Here is a 26,154-nt window from a genome sequence, read left to right as displayed (position 1 = left end):
AAACAGGAAATCAACTGTGAATTTATTATTATTTAACGAAGATAAAAAAGCCTGGATGAATTTTCCCTGAACAAGATTGTTTATGAAATTAGTTCGAGGGAAAATATAAACAAGTTAAACTTGTAAATCGTTATTTTATAATAAATCTTCACCATAAACAGACATTTTCCAACAGCACTCATTGTTCAGGTAAAAGATTTAAATTTAAGCTATTTTGCAGATAAAACCTTATCTATTATAGCAATCATTTCATCTATACTCAATTCATTTGTATTCAAAGCACGACTGCCATTATTATATGGCTCGTACATTTCGGTACTCGTCACTGAAAACAATCCAAAAGTAGGGACTTTTGCCGAACTTGCAAGATGCATGATTCCGCTGTCGGCTCCTATGAAAGCGTCCGTGTTTGCCATCACAGCTGCCATTTCGCGAACATCCTTGCTGTAAAACGAAGGTTCCTTGAACCCAATCTTCGAAATATTTTCCACCGGTAATATTTCAATCACATTAAAGTGAGGATATGCGGCTTTCAACTTCTCATAAAACTCATTCCACCAGGCTTCTGTATAGCATTTTGTTCCTGTAGCGAAGGTGAAAAGGCAAATGGTTTTTGCCTCCTTATCGGCTATGAGGTTATTAAGAAGTTTTTTTCCTTCAGTTATTTCGGAAGATGATAACTTTAGATCTAAAGAAGGAATTTCCCTGTCAGTAAGTGAAACTCCTAACATGGACAGACAATCACGCAAACTGCACACAGGCCTTTTGGCAATATGCATATAGTCGGTAGCCGAAAAATGTGTGTCGGTCATATTATCTCCATAGAATTTGTACGTTGCCCTAGAAAACTTGGTTAACAACCTTCCTGAGGATGAGCCATTGGTTACATTAATGGCGATATCATATCTCTTTGATCTGATTTTTAACCACCCTTGCATGTATGTTCCCAGTTCTTTAAAAGGCTTCTTAGGCAATCTGAGAATCTGATCAATATTATCATAATTCTTAAATAGAATCGGGGCCACAAATCCTTTTACGAAAAGGTCTATCTTACAGTTGGGAAAAGTTTGCTGAACCTCCTGAATAAGCGGTGTCATAAGCAATTGATTCCCCAGACGGTGATTAGGTCTTACAATCAGGATTCTTTTTACCTCATCTCTATTCAGTGGCTTACCCTTGGGAGTCGTTGTAGAAGTACCAATATTCTTTGTTAAAACCGATAAAACAGTTCTTCTTACTTCATTAATCTTTTTTAAAGAGCTCATACATCAATTTATTGTTTTATTTTGTGTTTGCAACTGTCATTATTCACCTCTGACAGCTTTGATTTTATGTTCCATCTGATCTTTTTTTCCTGGTTTGTTATCAAACGTTGCTGTACAATATATTCGTTCAGAGCATTGCTCTAACAAAGCATTTGCTTTAGAAATAACAGCAAGACACTCTTCCATAGTCTCACACTCTACAATCGTGCCCATTGATGTAAGCTGACTTTCGCAGGGTAATGCATCAATCATCTCTATTACTTTCTTAACGTATTGACTAACATGTTCCCCTTTATCAATTGGGAAAATGCTAAATTCCATGATTACAGACATAGCTAATTTAATTTAAAGTGAACATTATCAGAATAGTAATATTATAATCACGTAAATTCCTTTATGAACAAGAATAACATCAGAAAACGAATGTAACATTAATGTATATTATTCATTGTTTAACAACAAATTATCCAAGAAGTTCTTCCCTTTAATTTAATAATTCAAAAATCTTCCGAAAGATACAAAAAGTTCCCTGAAGTGGCACAAAAGTTAAATAGAAATATTCTTTCAACTGATTAACCAAGAGAGCATCAATCGCATTCTGAAAGACTCAATAACAACAATAATTTTTGTATAAAACAGCAACAATCACCTTCATATATATATAAACAGAAAGCGCCTTTCCCTTTTAGGAACAGACGCTTTCTATATTCGTTCGTAAATTTATAAGACTACGACTCTTGTGGTGAAATTGCCTACTTTTACAATATAAATTCCTTTAGCCAACGGTTGCTTTACATCAACCTGAACACCTGAAACTGTGTATGCTTTTATTAAGACATCAGTACCAGTCACTACTATCCTTTTGTCCTGAACAAAAACTTTCACCTCAGATGGTTGATTATAGAAACCTGTACTTACAGATTGCTTGAATGAATTCCATGCAGCCAGTAGAGCCACTCTGGCATTCAGGGTTTCAGCATCGGTTGCAGTTGCGCTATCGTGTACACCTTGAGCATTGGCAAAAGCTGCAACAATTACATCATAAGCTTCCTGAGGATATTGTCCTTTTTCTGTTCCTACCACAATTGCATTTTTCATCGGTGCAATAGAATCGATTGTGAATTTAAGAACACTCTTATAGAATTCTGAAACCGGAATTGCTTTGAACTGTGACCCCATGGAACCCATATCATAATTATCAAAAGCATATGGAGAGATTCTTGACATATGAAGAGTTACTTTTCCAAAAACAAATTTATAAACTAGAGAATAACCATCAACAGCTATTAAATGCCAGTCAAAATCCGGAAAAAGAGAAGCGGGAGGTGCTACACAAGTTGCAAAATCGTTCACAAATTCCGAGCAGACAGAAACATAATCGTATTTACTCACAATTGCGCAATAACCAGTATTATCTTTTTCTATCCGCCACACAATCTTATCAGTTGGTTCAAGTAAAGAAGAATTTAGACCCATAATTCTTTTTGTGGCATCATCAGGATTGTATGACATGACTTTACGAATGCGTTCCGCATCGGTAGCTTGAATCTGTAGTACAAGCCATACAGGATTTGCGGCAGTACTTATCGGCCCTACAACTGCATGCTTGTATGTCAGAATAGCTGAGTTTAGTGTTATCTGTGCATCTGTTATCTGATCATTGGTATAAGAGTCAACGCTACTCATAAATTGATTGGCATCGACAATGGCAGATGCCAAGGCCGAACGGGCTGCTGATGGATATTGGGTGAAGGCGTTTCCTTCAATTGTGGAATCCAGTAACGATTGAGCCGAATTAATATCAGCCTGAAGAGACGCTGAGGTGCCAACTGGAGTAAATTTCCAGCATGAAGCCGAATTATAGCCTAAATCATTGCTCACAAGTAAAAGTCCAACTTGTTGAGCTGAAAGAACTGTACTTCCACTTACAATTCGATACTCGTCTCCATTAGCTCCGGTAAGCAACTGAACAGTCCACGAGGTATTAACCGCAGTACCATATTTGGTTGTTGCTAACAGTTCTCCTGAAGGAAATGCCTTATTGATGATTCTGAACTCACTTGAACTTCCTTCAACTGCTTCAAATCTGAATAACTGAGCAGCTGCACATGTTTTTATTCCCCAATAGCAAACTGTATCCATTGCTTCAACTTTTATGACCTGTCCAGCAGCATAACCAGCCTCAACACCGGCATTCTCAATATAGTACCATTTAGGATTAGTCTCAGTGCTCAATTCAAAAGGCAAAGTCTGCCCATAAACTTGCTGTGTATAATTCAATAGGAGTATAACAGCAAACATCAGAAAAGTAATTTTGTTTCTCATAACCTCTATTATTAAATCAGATTTACTAGCAAAGCATCTCAGCAAACTCTTATCTTCAAAAATTTTATCCATTTTTAATGAAAACAATCTTTATTTGAATAATGTTTCTGAAACTTATATTTTTTTATAGATATAAATGTGAAGTTTATCTTAGAGTTAAATGAAACAAAAAACGCTGCTCCGGCACATTCAGATTAGGCCCAGAGCAGCGTTATAATTTATATATCAGAATATTTTTAGAAGATATCAGCGTTTTGAAACATGATAGGTATATTTCAACCCTTGTCCGGGTTCTACAAGCAGATTTGTCACTTCAAAATTCACATCTCCTTCTTCCACGTCATTCTGTAGTTTCACCATTATACTATGTCTGCAATTAGGTTCAATCACATAATCCCGGAAATAAACCACATCGGGGTTATGTTCTGTTTTTAACAGCTTGAATGTTAAGTCGGATTTGTTTATGAACGTAATCTGCACTCCTCTTTTACTTTTTTCCACATCCAGGATTTCGATTGAATTCTCAAAAAGTTCTTTCAGGTACTTGTTTTCACCAATAAGATTGTCTCCCACGTATACAGCTGTACGTCTGTTTATCAATGCCTCCTTTATGCCTTCGATTGTTCTGTTCTTTGCAAATACAAGTGTCATTGTGCGGTGTTTTCCTTTTGCAAATTCATATTCTGCCTGAATGGGCTGATGTATATCAGTATTTCCCAGCATGGTTAGTTTCTTTTCCAAACACCAGCGAAAAGCTTCAGGACAATAGCTAGTACCATTCGCCACTTCAATTCCATTCATGTACCCAGCATTGTACAACTCAGTATGTTCTGGCCACCACTTGGTAGTGTCGGGTTGTTGAGCATCCCATCCCGGATGATTCCAAAAGATAAAAGCGCGTTGAGCTTTAGCCGCCTTAAAGGAATCTCTCCACTCCTTCTTATCCAAAGAGTCGTTGTTATTAAGAAAAATAGCATTAAAATGTCCAGGAGCCATAGGACGGGTTATTTCACTTCCCCGAATAAGAAGAATGTTATTTTTATCGGCTGCTTTTTCCGCGATCTCGTAAGACCGTCCATGTCCAGCAACAATATCTCCTTTATGAGGGCGATATTCCAGATGGTCGGTAATAGCGATGGCATCAAGTCCTTCACGATAAGCTTCGTCCACACGTACCGTAGGCCATACCAACCCGTCAGAAAATACTGTGTGAATATGGAAGTCACACTTCAATGTTGTATACCCTTTTAAATCGGGTATTTTTATTTCTTGGCGTACTTGTGCTACCGCACTTGAAATGATACCTTGCGTTAGCAGCATCATTCCAATAATTAAAGTTTTTTGTTTCATTGCTTTTATTATGTGTTATGTAAATATTTTCCTATAATCAATCCAAACAAATTCATTTGCAGACAATTATAAATGCAGATATTCAAAGATAATGAGTTCTTTTCTATATTTGAAATATAGCTAAAGAAAATTAAAGCAGGCAGCGACAAATAATTTATCACTGCCTGATAAATTCAATGACTTAGAAAATAAAGATTGCTACGTTTAGCGCCCGGATTATTCGTCAAAATAATATAAAAACAATTAGTGGACATTATTTATTATAATAAGTCATTGAGATGCATTAATATTAGAACTAGATTAAAAGGACTTTCTTATATATTACTCCTAATCGGTTAGTTCCTTCAATAGTTATTTGCTGTATTTCAATCTTGATAACAAGCAAAACTTATTAAGTATAGATTTAAGTATTCTTATGTCCATAAATTAATTATAATATTTAATATTCAGAAGCTTTATCTAATATCTGTATTTCGATTGCAAAGAGACTATTCTCATGTTAACATGTTATTGCCGTAATATTAAGAAGCTGCAACAATTACCTAAAAGCATTATTAAAAGCTGTATAGTTTGGTTTATTGATAATCATATGTTATTATTTTTATTTCGTTAGGTTGTATCACAATCTTTTTTTTAACTTTGAGGCAACTAATACTATGTCATTACAATGAAAAGAAAAACCCTGTTTTTGATCATATTTACCTTCTACTCATTCACAACTCTGGCCGGAAATCAACTTGATTCTTTATTAAACGTCCTTGATAAAACCATCAAAGAAAGCAGAAGCTATGTAGAAATGAGGGAAAACCGGATATCTAAACTTAAAATAGGATTAAATAAAAAAGGGATTTCACCTCAGCAGATATATGCAATCAATGAGTTATTATACAAAGAATATAGGGCATTCGTTTGTGATTCGGCCATTCATTATCTGAATATGAATCTTGATCTGGCAGAATTACACAATAATAAAAAATGGATTAACGAAACAAAACTATTGTTGAGTTATTTGCAATCCTCTTCGGGTATGTACAGTGAAAGTTCTTACGCATTGACTTCCATCAACAAGAAAGAGTTAACTAAAGAGCAGATACCCGAATATTACAGATGTTGCGAACGATTATATGATGAAATGCATCTCTATACTCACAATCAGAAGTTGAAAAAAACCTATTTCAAGATATTCAGAGCTTATCAGGATACCATGCTGAATCTCTATGCACCTACATCCGAAAATTATCTAGCAATCAAAGAGCAAAAAGCTCTGGAGCACAAAGATCTGGCAGAAGCACGTCGAATTAATAATATCCGACTCTCGAAAACTTCCTTCGGCACACCCGAATATGCCTTGATTAAATTCCAGTCTTCCCTCATATACCGGGAAGAAAAACGGCCAGATGAAGAAAAGAAAGACCTTATTTTATCTGCCTTATCGGATATAAAAGCTGCTATAAAAGATAATGCTTCACTGTTTACTCTCGCTAACCTGCTTTATGAAAAAGGGGATATTGATCATGCTTATCATTATATCAAATTTTCTTTGGAGGATGCCAATTTCTATAACGCACGATTACGTAATATTCAAATATCAAACACACTTCCTATTATAGAAAAGAGCTATCAGATAAAGAGCGAAAAACAAAAAAATGACTTAAGAATCAGTTTAATAGGTATTAGTGCTCTCTCTCTTCTACTAATTGGCGCTTTGGGGTATATTTACAGACAAATGAAAAAACTAGCAAAAGCTCGTAACGAATTAGGCATTATCAACACACAGCTAAAGTCTCTGAATAATGAGCTGGGAGAAGCCAATCGTGTGAAAGAGGAATATATTGCACTTTTTCTTGGCCTATGTTCAACTTACATTGATAAACTGGAAAGTTATCGAAAGATGGTAAGCAAGAAAATTACCGGAGGTCAGATTGCCGAGTTACTTAAGACAACCAAATCGCCTGATGTCATCGAAAACGAATTAAAAGAATTCTATTCGAACTTCGATAATACATTCCTGCATCTTTATCCCCAATTTGTAGAAGAGTTTAATTCTCTTCTCGCAAAAGAAGAAAGAATTGTTTTAAAGAAAGGAGAACTGCTGAATACTGAATTGCGTATTTTTGCCCTAATTCGTTTGGGAATTAATGACAGTTCTAAAATAGCAAATCTTTTAAGATATTCAGTGAATACAATTTATAATTATCGGGCAAAGGTTAAAAACAAAGCGTTGGTATCACGGGATGATTTTGAAAACCGTGTTATGAAGATTGGTACTTTCTCATAACAAGTTCTAAAGAAGAAGATAATACATTTCCATTTTATTCTCTTAGAAGCTTAGGATATACTTAAAAACAATTATTAATGCAAAAAAATGTATCTTTTGCATTAATAGCTATTCCACTTTTTTAGGATGTTAATAAATTTACATTATGCTGATTTACAATCACATAAAGCTAATAAACACCTAAAAAAATCCACTTAATTGCCACACAAGGAGATAATCGAAATCTTTCCTTCTTAAATTTGTTAGCAAGTTATTCAAGATAGAATAACAGAATGTTAACTAATTAAATATATTATTCATGAAAAAAAGCAAGCAAAGACCAATTATCAGGTATGAGGCAAACTTCAGTAGAAGTGTTCTCTTTGTTATTATGGGTTTGTTTTTATCTCTAGGTGCCTTCGCACAAAAAATCACTGTTAAAGGCCAGATAAAAGATGCTACTAATGAGAGCATCATTGGAGCCAGTGTTGTTGAGAAAGGCACAACTAATGGAACCGTGACTGACTTTGACGGGAAATTTTCTTTGTCGGTGTCACCAAATGCCAAGTTAACCATCACTTACATTGGTTTTAAAAGTCAGGAAGTTGAAGTAAAAGGAACTTCTCCTATAAATATTGTATTGGAAGAAAATGATAAGTTATTGGACGAAGTTGTAGTCATTGGTTATGGATCTGTTAAGAGAAAAGATGTGACCACCTCTGTAGCCAGCGTTTCAACAAAAGATTTAGATGAACGCCCTATTATCTCTGCAGCTGCAGCCATTCAGGGAAAAGCAGCCGGAGTTAATGTAATTCAGCCTAATGGAGAACCTGGTGCAGGAATAGTAGTTCGTGTTCGGGGTAATTCTTCAATCAACGCAAGTAATGATCCTCTTTATGTGGTTGATGGAATACCAATGACCGACATTAATTTCTTATCTCCAAACGACATTGAAAGCATGCAGATTTTAAAGGATGCATCATCTGCAGCCATTTATGGTTCAAGAGCATCTAATGGTGTTGTGCTTATTACCACCAAGTCGGGTATGAAAGGTGAAGCCAAAATAAGCCTTTCTGCTCAGGCAGGTACAACTCAAATCGGAAAGAAAATCCATTCACTTAATGTTTCACAGTATAAGGATTTAATGGATGAAATTGGAATGATTAATCTTCCTTCGGGTTTGAAAGACGAAACAAACTGGTTTGATGAAACCTTTAGAACAGGAGTTTCCCAGAACTATCAGCTTTCAGTTTCAAATGGAAACGATAAAATGAGATATTTCATTTCTGGTGGTTACACAAAGGAATCGGGAATAATTAAAGTGGCTTACTATGAGCGTTATAACCTGAGAGCCAATCTGGAAAATCAAATCCGCCCATGGTTAAAAGTCAACACCAATCTGGCGTATTCAGATTACAGCAACAACGGCATTATTTCGGGACAAGGTGCAAACCGCGCCGGAGTGGTTCTTTCCGTGATTAATACACCTACCTATGCTCTAATATGGGATCCAAACCATCCGGGTCAATATTATAATAATTTCTATGGGGCAAATGTTACTCATCCTGTAGAAAACATGTCGCGTACAGCTGATAATAAAACGAATAATAACAGATTGCTGGGAAGCGCATCGGGTGAAATCACGTTTACTCCGAATCTGAAATACAAAAGTTCAATCTCTATCGACAGGGCATATTACAACGGCACTAGTTTCCTTGATCCAGTAAAAACAGAATACGGTCGTTCTCAATATGGTAATGCATCTGATAACCGTGCGTTGAGTACCATTCTAGTATTCGATAATATTGTGACGTTTGACAAGAGTATCAAGAAACATAATTTTGGTCTGATGGCCGGTGCTTCAGGAACAACATCCAAATGGTCGCAAAGTTACCAGACCGTAAGCCATTTTATTAGTGGAGATATTAAAACACTGAATGCCGGGAATAAGGTAGAACAATGGAATGGGACAAGCGCTTCAGATTGGGCCATCATGTCTTATGTAGGACGTTTGTCGTACAACTTTGACAGCAGATACTTATTAACAGCCAATTTCCGTGCTGATGGTTCTTCTAAACTGGCTCCTAGTCACAAATGGGGATATTTCCCTTCAGTATCGGCTGCATGGAGACTTTCTTCCGAAAATTTCATGAGAGACATTAAGTGGATTGACGACTTAAAAATCCGCGGAGGATGGGGTCAAACCGGTAATCAATCGGGTGTAGGCGATTATGGATACTTACAACTGATGAACATTACCCGTCAGAACTGGTGGGAAACCGGCAAAGATAATGCACTTCCAATTATAACTCCTGCTAATATGCAAAACAAGGATCTAACTTGGGAAACAACCACTCAGACGAATATTGGTATCGACTTTACAGTTCTGAGCAACAGACTGACCTTCACAGCCGATGCATATTATAAACACACCACAAATTTATTAATGGATGTACCTCTAGGGCCAACAGCAGCTTTCAGTCATATATACCGCAACGAAGGAGAGATGGAGAACAAAGGTCTTGAATTTGGTGTAAATTCAAAGAACTTCATAGGTCAGTTCAAATGGAGTACCGATTTCAATATTTCGTTCAACAAGAACAAGGTTATGAAATTCGATACACGTCAATCTTATTTCTATGAACAATCTACAAGTGGTGAATATATTACAAAACTAACCATAGGTAAACCTCTGGGTATGTTCTGGGGCTATATTTCAGAAGGAGTTGATCCTGAAACGGGAGATCTTGTTTACAAAGATCTGGATAAGAGTGGAACAATTACTCCGGCCGACAAAACCTATATTGGCAATCCAAATCCGGACTTCACTTTTGGTATCACAAACAATCTGTCTTACAAAGGATTTAACCTCGATATTTTCTTCCAAGGTTCGGTAGGCAATGATGTATACAACCTCTCTCGCATGGAAACAGAAGGTATGTACGACTCGAAGAACCAGTCCACTGCAGTTCTTAAAAGATGGAGAATTCCAGGACAGATTACCGACATGCCAAGAGCTGTGTCTTCGAAAGAGAATCTCAAGAATTCGAGCCGTTTTGTAGAAGATGGCAGTTACTTACGTTTAAAGGCATTAACCTTTTCATATAACTTTAGCGGAAAACTATTGAAGAAATGGAGCATCAACCGTCTTCAACCATTTTTCACCGCGCAAAATCTGCTTACTTTCACAAACTACAAAGGATTCGATCCTGAAGTAAACCAAGAAGGAGGAAGTGCACTTGTACAAGGAATAGACTGGGGAACTTACCCTCAGACAAAGAGCTATGTATTTGGTGTCAATGTTGAATTTTAATAGAATAATACAATGAAAAATAGAATAAAACTTTGTTTACTATTGAGTACAGTCCTTTTAATGGGAAGTTGCTCCCTTAATTACGATCCTATATCGGATTTTTACAGCAAACTTAGTACTAGCGACACCACAGCTACTGGCAGCAAGTATAAAACAAAAGCTGACATGCAACAGCAATATGATAATATTTATGTTAGCATCCGGAACTCTCAGGAATCATGGTATCTGGATATGATGGCTTATTGCGAGACTCATTCTGACAATGCTTATAGTGGGGCTACCGATGCGGAACTTGCCCAACTGGAATCAAACAAACAGGATGGTACAAACAAGAATATTGAGCGCGACTGGACATCTTATCTGGGATACATTGTAGCTGCAAACCGTGTAATCTGTAACGTAGATTCTGTTCCCGATCCTGCACTGACAACTGCCGAGCGTAATCAATGGAAGGCTGAAGCCTCTATCTGGAGAGCATGGATGTTGTTCGACATGACCCGGTTGTGGGGTGAAGTACCTGTTGTTACTAAAGAAACACCAAACATCACTTCTGAGAATGTAAAAGATATGTATCCGCTACTTTTCCCTTCACGCAGCAGTGTGCAGGATGTTTATAAACAAATAATCAGCGATCTGGAATACGGTGTTCAGTATGCTCCGAAAGTAGATTCATCCAACAAGTTTAAGCTGACACAATCAGTCGCTAAAACTCTTTTGGCAAAAGTTTATGCGGAAGCTCCTGTTAGAGATTATGCTAAAGTAATTCAATATTGTGAATCCGTTAAGAATGACGGTTTCTCTTTAGTACCTAATTACTCTGACTTATTTTCTGTTAACGATGCAAAAACAGATGTCAACTATCGCAATACTTCCGAGTCAATCTTCGAGATAGTTTTCCCTGTGGGAAGTGGAAGCTGGGTTACCTGGATGTTTGGACTCGATCAATGCGACCCGAACAGTAGTTACGACTGGGCTAAATGGATTACTCCTTCAAGAGACCTGATTCAGGCTTATGAGAATGAAGGAGACGATATTCGCATGAATGAAGCAATTGTATGGGGACAGCCATCATGGAGCATTCACTATCCATCAGATCATTATCCGTTTATGTACAAAACCCGTTCACGTTATAACAGTATAATCAAGTTACGCCTTGCAGACATTCTTCTTTTAGAAGCTGAAGCTTATGTAAATCAGGGAAATTTGACTGCTGCGGCCGATCTGGTTGACCAAATACGTACACGCGTTAAACTGGCTAAGCTGGATGCTTCAACAAAAGGTTCTAAGGATAAAATGGTTGATGCCGTGCTTAAAGAGCGTCGCTTGGAACTCTCTTTCGAAGGACAACGCTGGTTTGACCTCGTTCGCACAGGAAAAGTATACGAAGTGATGAACAGCTTAAATTCAAGAGACTCAGGTCGCAAGAAGATGGCAACTTTCACAGAGAACTCTTTGGTTATGCCTGTTCCGCAAACTCAAATAGATAGTAATCCAAACTTAACGCAAAACAAAGGATATTAATAATGAGAGTTGATTATAGAAACAAATTATTATCTGCATTAACAGGGATTTTCATTGCGGGATTTTCATTACTGGGATGTGGAAATGGTTCAGCACCTGCTCCGGAACCACCCGGATCTGAGACCTCTGATGTAGATCTATACGTTACCACAGCCGATCAATCGCATCTGTTTAAGAAGATTCCATTGTCATTCAGCAAGAAAGACAATATGTCGCCTTATACCATTCAGTTAAATCCTTCGGAAGTATTTCAGGAAATGGATGGGTTTGGTGCAGCAATGACCGGTTCTTCCTGCTTTAATTTATTAAAAATGAGAGCAGACGACAGAGCAAAACTGCTGAAGGAAACGTTTGATCCAAAAGATGGAATGGGATATAGTTATATCCGTATATCCATTGGCGCTTCAGATTTTTCTTTGAGCGAGTACACCTATTGTGACACTCCCGGTATTGAGAATTTTGCATTGCAGTCGGAAGATAAAAATTATGTAATTCCAATCTTGAAAGAGATTCTGGCCATTAATCCTAACGTTAAGATCATGGCTTCTCCATGGACTTGCCCCAAATGGATGAAAGTGAATAATCTGACAGAGAAGAAACCTTTCGATTCGTGGACCAGCGGACAGCTAAACCCTGACTATTATCAGGATTATGCCATGTATTTCGTGAAGTACATTCAGGCAATGAAAGCAGAGGGTATCAACATTTCTTCCATCACTGTTCAGAATGAACCGTTGAACCGAGGGAATTCCGTTTCGTTGTACATGACCTGGCAGGAGCAGCGCGATTTCATCAAAACAGCTTTGGGACCGGCTTTCCGTAATACCGGAATCAATACAAAGATCATTGTCTTCGACCACAACTTCAATTATGATAATGTGGCCGATCAGATGGATTATCCAATCAACATTTACAAAGATGCTGATGCGGCTCAATACATTGACGGAGCAGGATTCCATGCCTATGGAGGCGATAAGTCCGAACTTCTTGACGTACACAATGCAAATCCTGAAAAGAATCTCTATTTCACTGAGATGTCTATTGGTGAATGGGGCTACAGCTTTGCCGGCGATTTAATGTGGAACATGGCCGAGGTGTGTATCGGTACGATAAACAACTGGACAAAAGCGGTAATTGTATGGAATTTTATGCTGGATAAAAATCATGGTCCAAACCGTCCGGGCGGTTGCACTACTTGTTACGGTGCAATTGATATTAATTCAGATTATAAAACCATGACAAAGAACTCTCATTACTACACCATCAGTCATCTGGCCAAGGTGATAAAACCGGGAGCTAAACGGATAGGAACAACCGGATATAAGGCAAATGGGCTCTACTATTCAGCATTCCTGAATCCCGATGGATCGTATGCAGTGATAATGCAAAACGATACAAACAATCCGGTTAGCATAACTTTGTCCGACGGAGAAAACTCTTTTGCCTATTCATTGCCGGCTAAAGCAGTAGCTTCTTACAAATGGAAAAAATAACAGGTTAATCATTAAATTAAAAAGAACATGAAAAAATATAAATCATTTCTATGGTTACTAGTTGCTATAATTGCTTTTAGTGCCTGCAACAATAATGAAGATTATTCGGAACCACCGGTAGAAGGAGAACCGGTTCTGACTCTTAAATCGCAGATATCCTCCGCCATGTTTGGAGACAGCTTATCATTCGCTGTTAATGCAACTGATGCCAAGTTCCCGCTTTCAACGCTGAAAGCCCAGTTGTTCTTTGGGGAAAACAAAGTATCGGAAACTGTAATCCGCACAAAGACAAACGGTGACTATTCCGGAAAAATATTTATCCCCTATCTGGCTAATATTCCAAACGGGTCGGCCACATTAAAGCTGGTTCTTCAAAATACCCATTTTGCGGTTACAGAACAGGAAGTCAGCGTTCAGCTAGTCCGCCCCGATTACGATCAGCTTACTTTGGTAACTGCTGATGGTAAAGAGTACTCTATGGCACGTACAGGGTTGTATCAGTACAAGGTAACAGGCGATTTTCCACAAAAAGTTAAAGCATATATCAAAACTCCCAAGGCAAGCGCACAAGGAAATGTGATTACCTTTGGATGGGGAAACGGGGCCATCACTCAAGGTACTGTCAGCCCTATCACATTCTCTAATGCTACTGCGGGAACTTATGATATCACCTTCAACACAATGACTTATGTAGGTTCACCATTCATCAAATTACTCTTTGGAGGAACCGAAATGACGATGGTAGATGATAATAACTACAAAGTTGAAAAAGATCTGACTACCGGACAGTTGCTGGAAGTTTCTGGATTTAGTAATTTTGACCAGTGGTGGATTGATTCTGACTTCTTCTCTAAAGATGCTTCAGGTAAACTTAAATTCCTTCCATTGAGCGGAAAATACAGAATTACAGCAAACTTTAAATACAACTATTTCATCGTAGAACGGATGACCGGTAATAACCTTGCCACCCTAGCCGATGATTTAAGTGGCGCAGTATGGGTTATTGGAACAGATATAGGAAAACCATCACTAGCCAATGAAGTAGGCTGGAACACAGATAAGGCTCTCTGTATGGCTGCCATTGCTCCTGGAAAATACCAGATAACAGTTGTTGCTGGTAAAGGTACAGCGGGCAATGTAAACCCGGACGGCATTAACTTTAAATTCTTCCATCAGAAAGGATGGGGAGGTGAGTTTGGCGAAGGAACCATCACATCAAACAGTACAGATATTGTTGTGATAGCTGGTGGAGGTAACCTTGCTCTTGCTACCGGAAAGAAACTCACAGCAGGAAAAACATACCTCTTTACACTCGATGTTACAGGTGGAAAGAAAGCAGCTGTGTTAACGGTTACTGAAAAGTAAAACTGATATTCTTAACAGAAAAAACTAGAACAATAGATGATGATTAGATTCAAACAGCTTATGGTTTTAAGTCTGTCTCTTTTAACAGCCCCCTCCTTCTCACAGTCGAAAGGGGCTGTTTACTTAGACGACAAAAAACCAATTGAGGAACGTATTGAGGATGCGCTTTCACGCATGACTCTTGAAGAAAAAGTAGCAATGTGTCATGCTCAGTCAAAATTCAGTTCACCAGGTGTTCCCCGTTTAGGCATACCAGAAGTGTGGGCAAGTGACGGTCCTCACGGAATTCGTGCCGAGGTTTATTGGGACGAATGGAATACGGCCGGATGGACAAACGACTCGTGTATCGCTTTTCCGGCTCTTACTTGTCTTGCTGCCACCTGGAATCCTGAAATGTCGGCACTTTACGGCAAATCCATTGGCGAAGAAGCTCGATACAGAAACAAGAATATGCTTCTGGGTCCGGGAGTAAACATTTACCGCACTCCGCTCAATGGCCGTAACTTTGAATATATGGGCGAAGATCCGTATTTGGCTTCAACCATGGTGGTGCCCTATGTTCAGGGAGTTCAAAGTAATGGTGTGGCTGCCTGCGTGAAACATTTTGCATTAAACAATCAGGAGGTTGACCGCGACCATATCAACGTAAATGTAAGCGACCGTGCTTTGTATGAAATCTATTTACCAGCTTTTAAAGCTGCTGTTCAAAAAGGTGGATCATGGGCTATCATGGGGTCATACAACAAGTACAAAGGTCAGCATTGCTGCCACAACCAGTATCTACTGAACGATATTCTTCGAAAGGAATGGGGATTTGATGGAGTGGTTGTATCCGACTGGGGCGGTGTTCACGACACAAAGCAGGCTATATACAACGGTCTGGATATGGAGTTCGGCACCTGGACAAACGGATTAAACTGGAGCGCAAGCAATGCTTACGACAACTACTATCTTGCCATCCCATTCCTGAAACAACTCCGTTCGGGAGAGGTGAAAGAGGAAGAGGTAAACAAAAAGGTTCGAAACATTCTTCGTTTGATATTCCGTACAACGATGAATAAAAACCGCCCATATGGTTCTTTCGGAACAGAAGAACATGCCCTTGCCGGACGAAAAATTGCTCAGGAAGGCATTGTTCTTTTGCAGAACAACAAAAACGTGCTGCCAATTGAACTTTCAAAAGTGAAAAAGATTGCAGTAATTGGCGAAAACGCGGTGAAGAAAATGACCATTGGTGGAGGAAGTTCCTCTCTGAAGGTGAAGTACGAACAATCTCCTTTAGCCGGATTAAAAGAAAGAGTAGGCTCACAAGCCGAAATTATCTATGCTCCCGGATATGAATCGCCTGCAGTGGCAGAACAAGATGTGAGAAATGCCAAAAAGCCGGAACAGAAGATAATAGATGTTGAAGGATTACGGAATGAGGCTGTCTCAGCAGCAAAAAAGGCAGATGTGGTTCTTTTCTTTGGAGGTCTGAATAAAAACGAATATCAGGACTGCGAAGGATCCGATCGTAAAGAGTACGGACTACCTTATGCTCAGGACGAACTGATTCAGGCATTGGCAAAAGCCAATCCTAACCTCGTGGTTGTGCTCATTACAGGAAATGCCGTAGCAATGCCGTGGGCTAAAGATGTTCCTGCCATTGTGGAAGGATGGTATAGCGGCACGGAAGCCGGGAATGCTTTGGCTTCAGTATTGATGGGCGATGTGAATCCATCGGGAAAACTTCCGTTCACCATTCCGGTAAGCCTGAAAGATAATAGCGCCATTGCTTTGGGCGAATATCCCGGAAACGGCAAAGAGCAGACATACAACGAAGGAATCTTTGTGGGGTACCGCTGGAGCGATAAACAGAAAATTAAACCGCTTTTCTCTTTTGGACATGGATTAAGTTATACCTCTTTTGCTTATGGTAAGGTGAACATTGATAAACCGAAGTTAGCTGCAAACGATCAGCTCACTGTCAGCGTAAAAGTGAAAAATACAGGGAAACGCTCGGGATACGAAGTAGTTCAGCTTTATATCAGCGATTTGAAATCTTCTCTTCCACGCCCAATAAAAGAGCTGAAAGGGTTTAAAAAAGTTCTGCTTAATGCAGGAGAAGAACAGGTGGTTTCCTTCACCATTGACAAAGAGGCCCTGCAATTCTTTGATGACAGCAAACACGAATGGGTTGCCGAACCTGGAAAGTTTGAAGCGCTAATCGGAGCTTCGTCCACCGACATTCGTGGAAAGGTAACATTCGAGCTGCAATAATACTCCATTCGGTTAATAGCTTGATATTACTGAATAGAATAAACTAAAATCCTGCGGTAAACACTCCAGATATAGAGATGTTTGCCGCAGGAATATTTTTATACTCTGCTTTCATTTCCCAGCTATCAGAAGATTATAAGCAGATAGATTTTCACTATGCGTAACTAAGAGACTTAATTTTACTTTTCACTCGCTTACCTTCTGCATATATTCCCGGGAGAACCAGAGATTATTTATAGAAAATCAGTGCCGACTGGCCCGGAACATAGACCTCTCCGCCGTACATGGTTCCAAGTCCGTAGCGGTTTACCACTCCGTTTTTGCAAACTACAGTGTATTTACCCGCCTCAACCGTAAACTTCCTAGCGGTCCAGTCACCGTTCAATGCCACATAGATATCTCTCCAGCTGTCTCCATTGGCATTATCTTTCAGACGGAAAACAATCAGATTGCTTCCTGCCACGGGAAGGAATTCCATGTGCTTGCGCACCATTTCGGCATCGCCCATACGGAAAGCAGGATGCGCCTTACGAAGGGCGATCATTCCCTTGTAATAGTTGAACACATCCTTATAGAGGGTTTTGTTGTTCCAGTTGATGGCATTCACCTCGTCCGGACTTTCAAAACTGTTGTGCACCATTTTTTTATCGCGCATCACCTCTTCGCCGGCAAATATAAAGGGTACTCCCTGCGATGTAAGAACCGCTGTGACAGCCAACTTATCAATGTTTGCAATAGCTGCCGGGGTGGCATTGGGGACGGACGACTTAATGCGGTCTACCAGACACATATCATCGTGGCAACTCACATAGCTTATCATCTGCGTAGGCTGCAAAGCCCAGGGATGCTTGCTGTAGTTCACCGAATCATTCAGAATTTGAGGATGCTGGATAGCCCCTACCAGTCCGAACTTCACGCTCATCTCCTTGCCCGGTACGCCGGTCATGAATCCTCCTTTTGCATTGTCGTTGAAAGGACCGCGAAGTCCATCACGCAGTTCATCGCTGAAAGCGGCAATGCGCGGCATCTTCAGGATGTTCTCCTTCATAGCCAGCTTATCTTTTGCCAGTCGTGGAGCTTCGGCCGCCCACCCTTCTCCGTAAATGTAGATAGTAGGGTCTACTTTATCGAGAGCTGCGCGTATCTCATTCATCGTCTCAATATCGTGAATGCCCATCAGGTCGAAACGGAAGCCGTCAATGTGATACTCGGTAGCCCAGTAAACCACCGACTCAATCATGAACTTACGCATCATTCCTCGTTCGGAAGCGGTTTCGTTGCCGCAGCCCGAGCCATTGGCCAGCTTACCATCGGGTCTATGGCGATAGAAATAGCCTGGAGCCGTCAGCTCGAAATTGCTATCGTGCGCATTCGAGGTATGATTATATACCACATCCATCACCACGCGGATGCCCTCCTTGTGCAGGCTCTGCACCATCTTCTTGAATTCGATGATGCGTGTTGCCGGTTCTTTAGGATTGGTAGAATAAGATCCTTCGGGCACGTTGTAATTCTGAGGGTCGTAACCCCAGTTATATTTATTCTTATTCAGCTGTGTTTCGTCAATCGATGCAAAATCGAACGAGGGTAACAGATGCACGTGGGTAATTCCCAGCTCTTTCAGGTGATCAATTCCGGTAGCATCGCCGGCTGTGTTCTTGGTTCCCTTCTCGGTTAGTGCCAAAAACTTTCCGCGATTCTTGATTCCCGAAGTGGTATCCATCGAGAAATCGCGGAAGTGCATCTCGTACAGCACGATGTCTGCGTCTTTCATTAAAGGAGGCCGCTTGTCCAATTCCCATCCTTTCGGATTGGTCTCCCTCATATCGATAATAGCTGCCCGCTTTCCGTTTAGTCCTACAGCCTTGGCCATCAGTCCCGGAGTTTCGCCCAACCATTTATCCTTTATTTTCACGTTAAAAGCATAGAATTTTCCTTTCAGGTCCTGATCTACAGAGGCGCTCCAAAGCCCATCATCCTTTGGTTCGAGCGTAACCGACTGATAAGCCGACCCTTCATCGCCCGAATCGAAGAGCATAAGTTCCACTTGGTCGGCCGTTGGAGCCCAAAGGGTAAAGGAGGTTTTTGAGGGAGTATACTCCATCTCATTGATTGGTGCCGAAGGAACTGGATATTCATCGAACGATTTATATACCTTTTTCTCCGAGGTACAACTCACTGCAAAAAGAACTAGTCCGGAAAGGACAACTGACTTTAATTTCATAATGGTTGCTTTTTATTTTTCACTTACATTTTTTACTCTTCCTGGATTCTTGCTGATAAAATCCTTCCAGCCATGATAGGCTTTATCCAGCTGCGGACGTCCCGATTGCAGGAAATGACAATAGGCTGCCGCCAGTCCGTCGGTAGCATCCAGCTGCGGAAGCATGTTCTCTTTCGGTATCTTCAGCATCCGTTGCAACATATCCGCCACCTGCTCCTTGCTTGCCGAACCGTTTCCGGTGATAGCCATCTTTATCTTCAACGGTGCATATTCAGTAATAGGAATATCCCTGCTCAATGCCGCAGCCATCGCCACCCCCTGAGCTCTGCCAAGTTTCAGCATCGACTGCACATTTTTCCCGAAGAAAGGGGCCTCGATGGCTAGTTCGTCGGGAAGATAAGCATCAATAATGCCTATTACCCGTTCAAAAATGCGACGAAGCTTCAGATAATGATTTTCATACTTTCTAAGGTCGATCACTCCCATGGCAACAAGCTCGGGCTTGGTGCCCACCACTTTCAGCACTCCGTAGCCCATAATTGTGGTACCTGGGTCGATGCCAAGAATAATCTTCTCCTTAACCGGCTTTATCATTCCATTACCTCCAACAATGTGGGGAATCCAATCACCTTATTTCCGAACATCTTTATTAGCTCTTCGTTCAATCGACCTCCTATCTCCGTGTGCCAGCGGTGCAACAGTGCGCTGCTCTCCACCTCCCACTGCATAGTGAAGCATTCAGTTGTTTCATCACGATGGCTCAACACCCGCATCAATCGGTGGTTAGTTAACAATCCATTCTTCTCAACTTCAGGAACATACACCTCGTGTAGCCAAATCAGAAAGTTTTTGAGCACCTCTTCGTCAATATTGTAAGTTGTATTATATACCAGCATAATTAAATATTTTATTGCAAAGATAGTTTAATATTAGAAATAAATACATATATTTGCCAAGCATTTAAGGGGTATTAGCTCATCTGGCTAGAGTGCGACACTGGCAGTGTCGAGGTGATCGGTTCGAGTCCGATATGCTCCACCAAAATTCTTGATTATCAGCAAGATAATAGGACAAAGGCTTAATTTAGGGTACATTTAACAGTGTACCCTATTTTTTTTGCATCATTATCTCATTAACCAGATGCCCCTGGCCTATTATTATTCAACCGTTCAATATTCATTATTACAGCCGGCAGTAGATTTATTTGCCGATAAATAGGCGTGTACACCCGGGTCTAAGGTATCCGTACACCCGGATGTAGAGGGGCTGTACACCCGGATGTACGGTAGGTGTACACCCGGGTGTACAAATGAAACTGTGGCATGAAAAAATAATAATCAGGTTATGCTTGCAGATTCTTTCACCTTATTCTGCACTCTTTATCGGGAACTGTAATATAAGGAAAGCGAAGCAGACAGAATCAGGAAACGTCTATCTTTTAAGCATCTACAGGAATATCCGGATAATACTGTTGTTCATGCGAAAATCATCTCGGCATTAGATGAATTAAATGGTGTAAACGGATACCACTCCCCTCTTCATAATCCTGTTTCTGCCTTGGTGCAAAATAACTCTCCAGAAAAAAAATACTGTTTCTGCATAAAATTCTATTGCTAAAAAAAACAATATATTCTCAAACATTGTTATAAATACAAAAATATCATTCCTCGAACTTAAAAGTCATCAAATACTAACTGAATTTCAATTGAAAATATAGTGGAGTCCAGAACCCACTCCAAAAACGGGGAGTATCCGAAAATCCAGATGAGTAGGGCTGATAAACCAAATTACGCATATGAAAAAGACTTTATCTCTTTTACTATTGTTATGCATTGCCTGTTTGAAAGCAAACGCACAAAGCAGCATTCCGAATTCAGGTTTCGAAAACTGGAACTCCAGCTCGTATCAAGTACCTGCAAACTATGTTGAGACTTCGAATACCCGTGCTTTTGAAAGAGCAAGTACATTTAACGTAGTGAAAACAACTGATAGCTATAGCGGAAGTTTTGCAGTGAAACTGACTTCTTTAGCTACTGTAGAAGACACAATCGGAGGAATATTATGCAATGGGAGCAATATAAATGGACCTGATCCTAGCTTATGGAAAGGTGGAACACCGTACAACCAACAGCCAACCGGCATAAAAGGATATTATAAATACAATGTGGCAACCGCAGATTCAGCCTTGATTGGTCTCGTTTTCAAGAAATCGGGCACTGTTCTTGCTTTCAACTTTTATAAACTGGGTGGTCTGCATAATGAATATACGCCTTTCGAATTTGCAATTCCATCTTTAGGTACGGACCCTGATTCGCTTATATTCATTACAACTTCAAGCGACTTAATCAAATCAAACGGAATGCCGGGAAGCATTCTTACGCTCGACAATATCTCGTTCACAGGAGTAACCAGCCAACCGGCACTCATGAACGGAGATTTTGAAGAATGGACAACTCAACAAACTCCTTATTTGCCCGCAGCATGGAGGTGCAGTCAAGAAACCACCTCAAGATCTACCGATAAATATGAAGGTCAATATGCGCTTGAACTTATAACTATTAAAGGAGAGAATGATAAAGGTGAAACAGAAATTTGGAACGGTTGGGCGCAACTTGGCACGTGGAATGAACAAACACAGAAAAATGAAAATGGATTCGCTTACAACAAACAAAATGATATCTTTACATTCTACTACAAGTACGCGCCACATACTCCCGGTGACAAAGCAAATGTTGGTATCAACTTCCAAAAGAATGGTGCAAACGTTGGGGGAAGCTGGATAGAACTGAACGCTACTGATACATATACCTACATAGAAATGCCTTTTAATTGTTCGGACGTTCCCGATGAGGCTTTTATCAATTTTCAGACAAACAACTGGCAAAACCTCTCTTTGAATTCGGTAGGTTCGATACTGAAAATAGATAAGTTGGCTTTCAAATCCGAATCAACCAATATTCCGGAGAATAAAATTGCAGGAGCATCGGCAAAATTCTTCCCTATGCCGCTTATCTCATCAAGCATACTAGAAATCAATCAACAGCTTGACTTAGCGAACATGAAAATGAATATTTATAATGCCGCGGGGGTTCTGGTAAGAACAATTAATATTACAGCATACCAGACTACAATCAACAGAGAAAATCTGATACCGGGCACCTATCTGTACGAACTTGTTAAAGAAAACACTCTTATTTTCCATGATAAATTCATTGTAAAATAATCGTTTAAAGCCATATATTGAAAGCCTGTGATATCAACCTGATGGTAACACAGGCTTTTTCATTAAGTATCATAAATCAGATTGTCGGGAGAACTATTTTCTTGAAATAGTTGTTACTAAAATTGTAATCTCATTATCAAGGATTTTCAGAGTATAATTATATAGCCAAAGCACCAATTGTTTATAACGTTAATCTACTACTGATATAACACCAAATATGAAAAGAGTATTATTTCTATTGTCTTTATTTTCGGCAATTACATGTCTGGGACAAACAAAAGAAGACCTATTCTATCTGATTGATAAGATTCCTGTTGATAAGGCAGGAAACATTGATTTCTGTATAACCGATTCAGTAAGCAAAACCAGTCATATGTCTCTTTACGAAAAAGCTGTTGAGGCTATCACCTACTATTTCAAAGAGACTCCTCCACCTTCAGTTCCTTTAGGCGATAAGAAAGGGAATACAATAATTTACAGAGGAAAATTTGGTAGGTACTACAGAACAGGAAAGGTGTTTTCATCTACCCCACATACGTATATCTATCACTTTACATTGAGAATTGAATGCATCGGGAATAAATATAAGATTGAAATTAATGACATTGAGGAGTCTGATAATGAGAATAACACCACTCTGAAAGATATGCTTGATAAGAGTTTCTATAATAACACCCGGCTGGCTTCAAACAGTATAAAAAACAGGTACGATTCTATTTATTTCATTTACAATTACGTGAATGATAAGCTGCGTTCAATCAGTAATTTCATGAAAGCTGCAGAAAAGAAATCTGGGAAATATAATAAAAAGAAGATTGTTCCAGCCGAACAGCATTAGGATACGAGCCATTATTCAATTTGAAACTTCATTCTTTTACAGATTAATAAAAAACAAAGGAACTGAGTATTGTAAAGTTTAGTACTCAGTCCCTTTTTCAAAGTCGCTCTCGCTTAGAATTTTTCTATTAAGTGGGCAACCCGTTTATTTATAACAGCTTCAAGCAAAGAGCATCAAGCACATAATTATTTACTTTCCAGGGTAATCTTACCGCCCTTCACACCTTTTGCAGTTGCTTCCAACGTAATCTTACCACCCTTTTCGGTTGTCTGAACAATTGCAGTAAGCATACCGCTGAACAAACTCATCTGAGGCAGATGGAACAGTTCCAAAGAAGCAGGATCTCCGTTTGCTCCTGCACGATAGAAGCCGGCACCATTCACTTTGAATTTCACCAAACGATCGGCATCCGGGCAAAGGTTACCATCTTTGTCCACAATCTTCACAGTAACGTAAGCCAAGTCTTTGCCATTGGCAGCGAGCGAAGTTCTGTCTGCAACCAGTTCAATGTGGTGAGGTGCTCCGGCAGTGCGGATTTCTTTTTCAGCAACCGCCTTGCCATCCTTGTCGTAAGCAACAACCTTCACTGTTCCCGGCTCATATTTAGTATCCATCCACATCAAACGATAACGTTTCTGACGTTTCAGTTCCTTCATGGAAGCATCGTCTTTGCTGTTTTCAATTGTAACCGACAGATCTTTTGTGCGCTTTCCTTGGCTCTTTCCGTTAATAAAGAGTTCGGCAGAAGGGTAGTTTGTATATACAAACACCGGAGTTACCTGCCCTTCGCGACCTTTCCAGTTCCAGTGAGGAAGGATGTGCAGAGTCTCTTTCTCCTTATTCCAGTGGCTGCGATAGAGGTAGAATCTATCTTTCGGCAAGCTGGCAAGGTCGATGATACCAAACAAGGAACTGTGGCTGGGCCAATCGGTATAGTATGGAGTAGGTTCACCCAAATAATCGATACCTGTCCACACAAATTCGCCCATGCAGTATGGAAGATCTTCATGTTGAATGAAATCATCTTCCGGAAGGTTTGACCAACCGCAGTGCTCCACATCGTAACCAGAAGACTGGTGGTCGTCGTATTTTGCCATAGATTTGCGCTCAACCGGGAATTTATATACACCGCGTGAGCTTACCGTAGAAGCTGTTTCGCTACCCAACACCAGCTGTTGCTGAAGTTTTTCGTATGCTTCGGGGTATTTAAAAGGACGATAGTTCATTCCGGCAATATCCATCACTGCTGCAAAGTTGTTGTTCAGAACAGCTCCCGGATTGTCCATTCCTTGAGTAACCGGACGGGTAGGATCTTCTCTGTGACAGATGTCCTGCAGGAAGCGCGCCACCTTGTTGCCGCCCTTAGTATATTGTTCGGGAACCTCATTACCAATACTCCACATTACGATACTAGGATTATTACGGAAGTTGTGAATCAGGTTCACCATATCCTTCTCTGCCCAATCATTAAACACGAGATTGTAGCCATTCTGACATTTAGCGACTTTCCATTCATCGAAAGATTCGGCCATTACCAGCATACCCATCTCGTCACATACCTTAATCTGTTCAGGTGAAGGCATATTGTGAGAAGTACGGATGGCATTACATCCCATATCTTTCAGCAGAACAATCTGACGACGAAGAGCCGCTTCGTTCACTGCTGCGCCCAATGGGCCAAGGTCGTGGTGCAGACATACTCCTTTAAAAATGACTTTCTTTCCGTTCAGGAAGAAACCTTTGTCAGGAATCACCTGAATAGAACGGATTCCGAATGTGGTTGTATATTCATCCTTCAGAGAAGAACCTTCGTATAACTTTGAAACCGCCTTATAGAGGTAAGGGTTTTCAGTATCCCACAAGTTAGGTTGGTCTACAAACAGGTTCTGTTCGAACGTATCACCGTCATATTTTGTAATCTTGGCTTCGTTGGTTGCAACAACCTTATTATTGGCATCCTTTATTTCGGTTACCAAACGGAAGTCATCAAGTTTAGAACCGGCAGGACGAACCAGTTTGGTTTTCAGGTTCACCTTTGCAAAATCAGAAGCAATCTCGGGAGTAGTGAGCTGAGTTCCCCAAACAGGGATATGTGCATCTTCGGTTACAATTACATGTACATTTCTGTAAAGACCGGCACCGGGGTACCAGCGAGAAGACTCAGGCAGGTTTTCCAGACGAACGGCCAGCACGTTATCTTCACCCTCTTTCATGTACGAAGTAATATCAAAATGGAATGAGTTGTAACCGTAAGGCCAAAATCCCACCTCTTTACCATTGAGATAAACGCGAGCGTGACTCATTGCACCATCAAACAAAATAGATGCTTTCTTCCCCTTTGCAAACTGAGGGGCTTTGAAGTGAATTCTGTACCAGCCCACACCCACAAAAGGAAGACCGCCTGTACGACCAGCATGTTCCATCGCAGCTTTCTGGCCATCTTGAGAAATAGCCACCTTCTGCATATCATTCTGTGAACTGAACGGGCCATAAATTGCCCAGTCGTGCGGAACTACAACCGATTGCCATTTCGCATCATTAAAACCGGGAGAATAAGATTCCGGATTGTCCGTTCGGGTGAACTTCCATCCTTTCTCCAATAAAAACTCAGTACGGCTCTGCGCTGACAACATACATACGGTACAGCACCATACCAGAGCAAAAAACATTAATTTTCTCATAAGTGTTTGATAAATTTGTGTATTCGGAACAAAAATAAGG

The 26,154-nt window shown here is 40.1% G+C and carries 16 protein-coding genes and 1 tRNA gene; 9 read left to right on the top strand and 8 right to left on the bottom strand.

Annotated features, from left to right (window positions below):
• Nucleotides 1-209: 209 nt before the first annotated feature.
• From ABWU87_RS01750 to ABWU87_RS01735, 4 genes are all read right to left on the bottom strand, one after another.
• Nucleotides 210-1,265, bottom strand: a complete 1,056-nt coding sequence (locus ABWU87_RS01750; protein ID WP_353332707.1) for a glycosyltransferase family 9 protein — start codon at nucleotides 1,263-1,265, stop codon at nucleotides 210-212.
• A 39-nt stretch (nucleotides 1,266-1,304) separates the two neighbouring features.
• Nucleotides 1,305-1,598 (bottom strand): MTH1187 family thiamine-binding protein, encoded by a 294-nt coding sequence (locus tag ABWU87_RS01745; RefSeq protein WP_353332704.1) that lies wholly within the window; start codon nucleotides 1,596-1,598, stop codon nucleotides 1,305-1,307.
• A gap of 387 nt (nucleotides 1,599-1,985) precedes the next feature.
• Complete coding sequence (locus ABWU87_RS01740; protein ID WP_353332702.1) at nucleotides 1,986-3,590, bottom strand: hypothetical protein; 1,605 nt, start codon at nucleotides 3,588-3,590, stop codon at nucleotides 1,986-1,988.
• A gap of 246 nt (nucleotides 3,591-3,836) precedes the next feature.
• Nucleotides 3,837-4,940, bottom strand: a complete 1,104-nt coding sequence (locus ABWU87_RS01735; protein WP_353332700.1) for an Sb-PDE family phosphodiesterase — start codon at nucleotides 4,938-4,940, stop codon at nucleotides 3,837-3,839.
• 667 nt (nucleotides 4,941-5,607) lie between these two features.
• On the opposite strand from ABWU87_RS01735, the gene ABWU87_RS01730 reads away from it, so the two are divergent.
• From ABWU87_RS01730 to ABWU87_RS01705, 6 genes are all read left to right on the top strand, one after another.
• A complete protein-coding gene (locus tag ABWU87_RS01730) occupies nucleotides 5,608-7,218 on the top strand; it encodes a DUF6377 domain-containing protein (RefSeq protein WP_353332698.1) in 1,611 nt (536 codons plus the stop codon).
• Nucleotides 7,219-7,516: 298 nt separating this feature from the next.
• Nucleotides 7,517-10,510, top strand: coding sequence for a SusC/RagA family TonB-linked outer membrane protein (locus ABWU87_RS01725; RefSeq protein WP_353332696.1), 2,994 nt, complete (start codon nucleotides 7,517-7,519; stop codon nucleotides 10,508-10,510).
• Nucleotides 10,511-10,522: 12 nt separating this feature from the next.
• Nucleotides 10,523-12,031, top strand: a complete 1,509-nt coding sequence (locus tag ABWU87_RS01720) for a RagB/SusD family nutrient uptake outer membrane protein (protein WP_353332694.1) — start codon at nucleotides 10,523-10,525, stop codon at nucleotides 12,029-12,031.
• A 2-nt stretch (nucleotides 12,032-12,033) separates the two neighbouring features.
• On the top strand, nucleotides 12,034-13,524 hold the full coding sequence (locus ABWU87_RS01715) for a glycoside hydrolase family 30 protein (protein ID WP_353332692.1): 1,491 nt from the start codon (nucleotides 12,034-12,036) through the stop codon (nucleotides 13,522-13,524).
• Nucleotides 13,525-13,551: 27 nt separating this feature from the next.
• Nucleotides 13,552-14,889 (top strand): DUF5125 domain-containing protein, encoded by a 1,338-nt coding sequence (locus tag ABWU87_RS01710; RefSeq protein ID WP_353332690.1) that lies wholly within the window; start codon nucleotides 13,552-13,554, stop codon nucleotides 14,887-14,889.
• 36 nt (nucleotides 14,890-14,925) lie between these two features.
• Complete coding sequence (locus ABWU87_RS01705; RefSeq protein ID WP_353332688.1) at nucleotides 14,926-17,148, top strand: glycoside hydrolase family 3 C-terminal domain-containing protein; 2,223 nt, start codon at nucleotides 14,926-14,928, stop codon at nucleotides 17,146-17,148.
• A gap of 229 nt (nucleotides 17,149-17,377) precedes the next feature.
• Here ABWU87_RS01705 and pulA read toward each other — a convergent pair whose 3' ends face one another.
• From pulA to ABWU87_RS01690, 3 genes are read right to left on the bottom strand one after another with little or no spacing between them, the layout of a single operon-like run.
• On the bottom strand, nucleotides 17,378-19,372 hold the full coding sequence (pulA, locus tag ABWU87_RS01700) for a type I pullulanase (protein ID WP_353332686.1): 1,995 nt from the start codon (nucleotides 19,370-19,372) through the stop codon (nucleotides 17,378-17,380).
• A gap of 12 nt (nucleotides 19,373-19,384) precedes the next feature.
• Entirely contained in the window at nucleotides 19,385-19,966 is a 582-nt protein-coding gene (ruvC, locus tag ABWU87_RS01695) for a crossover junction endodeoxyribonuclease RuvC (protein ID WP_353332684.1), read from the bottom strand.
• On the bottom strand, nucleotides 19,963-20,268 hold the full coding sequence (locus ABWU87_RS01690) for a DUF4286 family protein (RefSeq protein WP_353332682.1): 306 nt from the start codon (nucleotides 20,266-20,268) through the stop codon (nucleotides 19,963-19,965). The genes ruvC and ABWU87_RS01690 overlap by 4 nt, the downstream gene beginning before the upstream one ends.
• A gap of 68 nt (nucleotides 20,269-20,336) precedes the next feature.
• Here ABWU87_RS01690 and ABWU87_RS01685 point away from each other — a divergent pair.
• From ABWU87_RS01685 to ABWU87_RS01675, 3 genes are all read left to right on the top strand, one after another.
• Nucleotides 20,337-20,413 (top strand) — tRNA-Ala (locus ABWU87_RS01685).
• Nucleotides 20,414-21,167: 754 nt separating this feature from the next.
• Nucleotides 21,168-22,595, top strand: a complete 1,428-nt coding sequence (locus ABWU87_RS01680; protein ID WP_353332680.1) for a T9SS type A sorting domain-containing protein — start codon at nucleotides 21,168-21,170, stop codon at nucleotides 22,593-22,595.
• Between the two features lie 217 nt (nucleotides 22,596-22,812).
• On the top strand, nucleotides 22,813-23,433 hold the full coding sequence (locus ABWU87_RS01675) for a hypothetical protein (RefSeq protein ID WP_353332678.1): 621 nt from the start codon (nucleotides 22,813-22,815) through the stop codon (nucleotides 23,431-23,433).
• 185 nt (nucleotides 23,434-23,618) lie between these two features.
• Here ABWU87_RS01675 and galB read toward each other — a convergent pair whose 3' ends face one another.
• Complete coding sequence (galB, locus tag ABWU87_RS01670) at nucleotides 23,619-26,114, bottom strand: beta-galactosidase GalB (protein ID WP_353332676.1); 2,496 nt, start codon at nucleotides 26,112-26,114, stop codon at nucleotides 23,619-23,621.
• Between the last annotated feature and the right edge of the window lie 40 nt (nucleotides 26,115-26,154).

Origin of the sequence: Bacteroides sedimenti (assembly GCF_040365225.1) — a bacterium.
Taxonomy (GTDB): domain Bacteria; phylum Bacteroidota; class Bacteroidia; order Bacteroidales; family Bacteroidaceae; genus Bacteroides; species Bacteroides sedimenti.
The sequence above is the reverse complement of the archived record's forward strand: the minus strand, read 5'-3'. Positions and strand labels throughout refer to the sequence as shown.

What these genes read in the sequence shown, in the direction of transcription:
- ABWU87_RS01750 (WP_353332707.1), bottom strand. Translation starts at nt 1,265, where the DNA reads ATGAGCTCTTTAAAAAAGATTAATGAAGTAAGAAGAACTGTTTTATCG.
- ABWU87_RS01745 (WP_353332704.1), bottom strand. Translation starts at nt 1,598, where the DNA reads ATGTCTGTAATCATGGAATTTAGCATTTTCCCAATTGATAAAGGGGAA.
- ABWU87_RS01740 (WP_353332702.1), bottom strand. Translation starts at nt 3,590, where the DNA reads ATGAGAAACAAAATTACTTTTCTGATGTTTGCTGTTATACTCCTATTG.
- ABWU87_RS01735 (WP_353332700.1), bottom strand. Translation starts at nt 4,940, where the DNA reads ATGAAACAAAAAACTTTAATTATTGGAATGATGCTGCTAACGCAAGGT.
- ABWU87_RS01730 (WP_353332698.1), top strand. Translation starts at nt 5,608, where the DNA reads ATGAAAAGAAAAACCCTGTTTTTGATCATATTTACCTTCTACTCATTC.
- ABWU87_RS01725 (WP_353332696.1), top strand. Translation starts at nt 7,517, where the DNA reads ATGAAAAAAAGCAAGCAAAGACCAATTATCAGGTATGAGGCAAACTTC.
- ABWU87_RS01720 (WP_353332694.1), top strand. Translation starts at nt 10,523, where the DNA reads ATGAAAAATAGAATAAAACTTTGTTTACTATTGAGTACAGTCCTTTTA.
- ABWU87_RS01715 (WP_353332692.1), top strand. Translation starts at nt 12,034, where the DNA reads ATGAGAGTTGATTATAGAAACAAATTATTATCTGCATTAACAGGGATT.
- ABWU87_RS01710 (WP_353332690.1), top strand. Translation starts at nt 13,552, where the DNA reads ATGAAAAAATATAAATCATTTCTATGGTTACTAGTTGCTATAATTGCT.
- ABWU87_RS01705 (WP_353332688.1), top strand. Translation starts at nt 14,926, where the DNA reads ATGATGATTAGATTCAAACAGCTTATGGTTTTAAGTCTGTCTCTTTTA.
- pulA (WP_353332686.1), bottom strand. Translation starts at nt 19,372, where the DNA reads ATGAAATTAAAGTCAGTTGTCCTTTCCGGACTAGTTCTTTTTGCAGTG.
- ruvC (WP_353332684.1), bottom strand. Translation starts at nt 19,966, where the DNA reads ATGATAAAGCCGGTTAAGGAGAAGATTATTCTTGGCATCGACCCAGGT.
- ABWU87_RS01690 (WP_353332682.1), bottom strand. Translation starts at nt 20,268, where the DNA reads ATGCTGGTATATAATACAACTTACAATATTGACGAAGAGGTGCTCAAA.
- ABWU87_RS01680 (WP_353332680.1), top strand. Translation starts at nt 21,168, where the DNA reads ATGAAAAAGACTTTATCTCTTTTACTATTGTTATGCATTGCCTGTTTG.
- ABWU87_RS01675 (WP_353332678.1), top strand. Translation starts at nt 22,813, where the DNA reads ATGAAAAGAGTATTATTTCTATTGTCTTTATTTTCGGCAATTACATGT.
- galB (WP_353332676.1), bottom strand. Translation starts at nt 26,114, where the DNA reads ATGAGAAAATTAATGTTTTTTGCTCTGGTATGGTGCTGTACCGTATGT.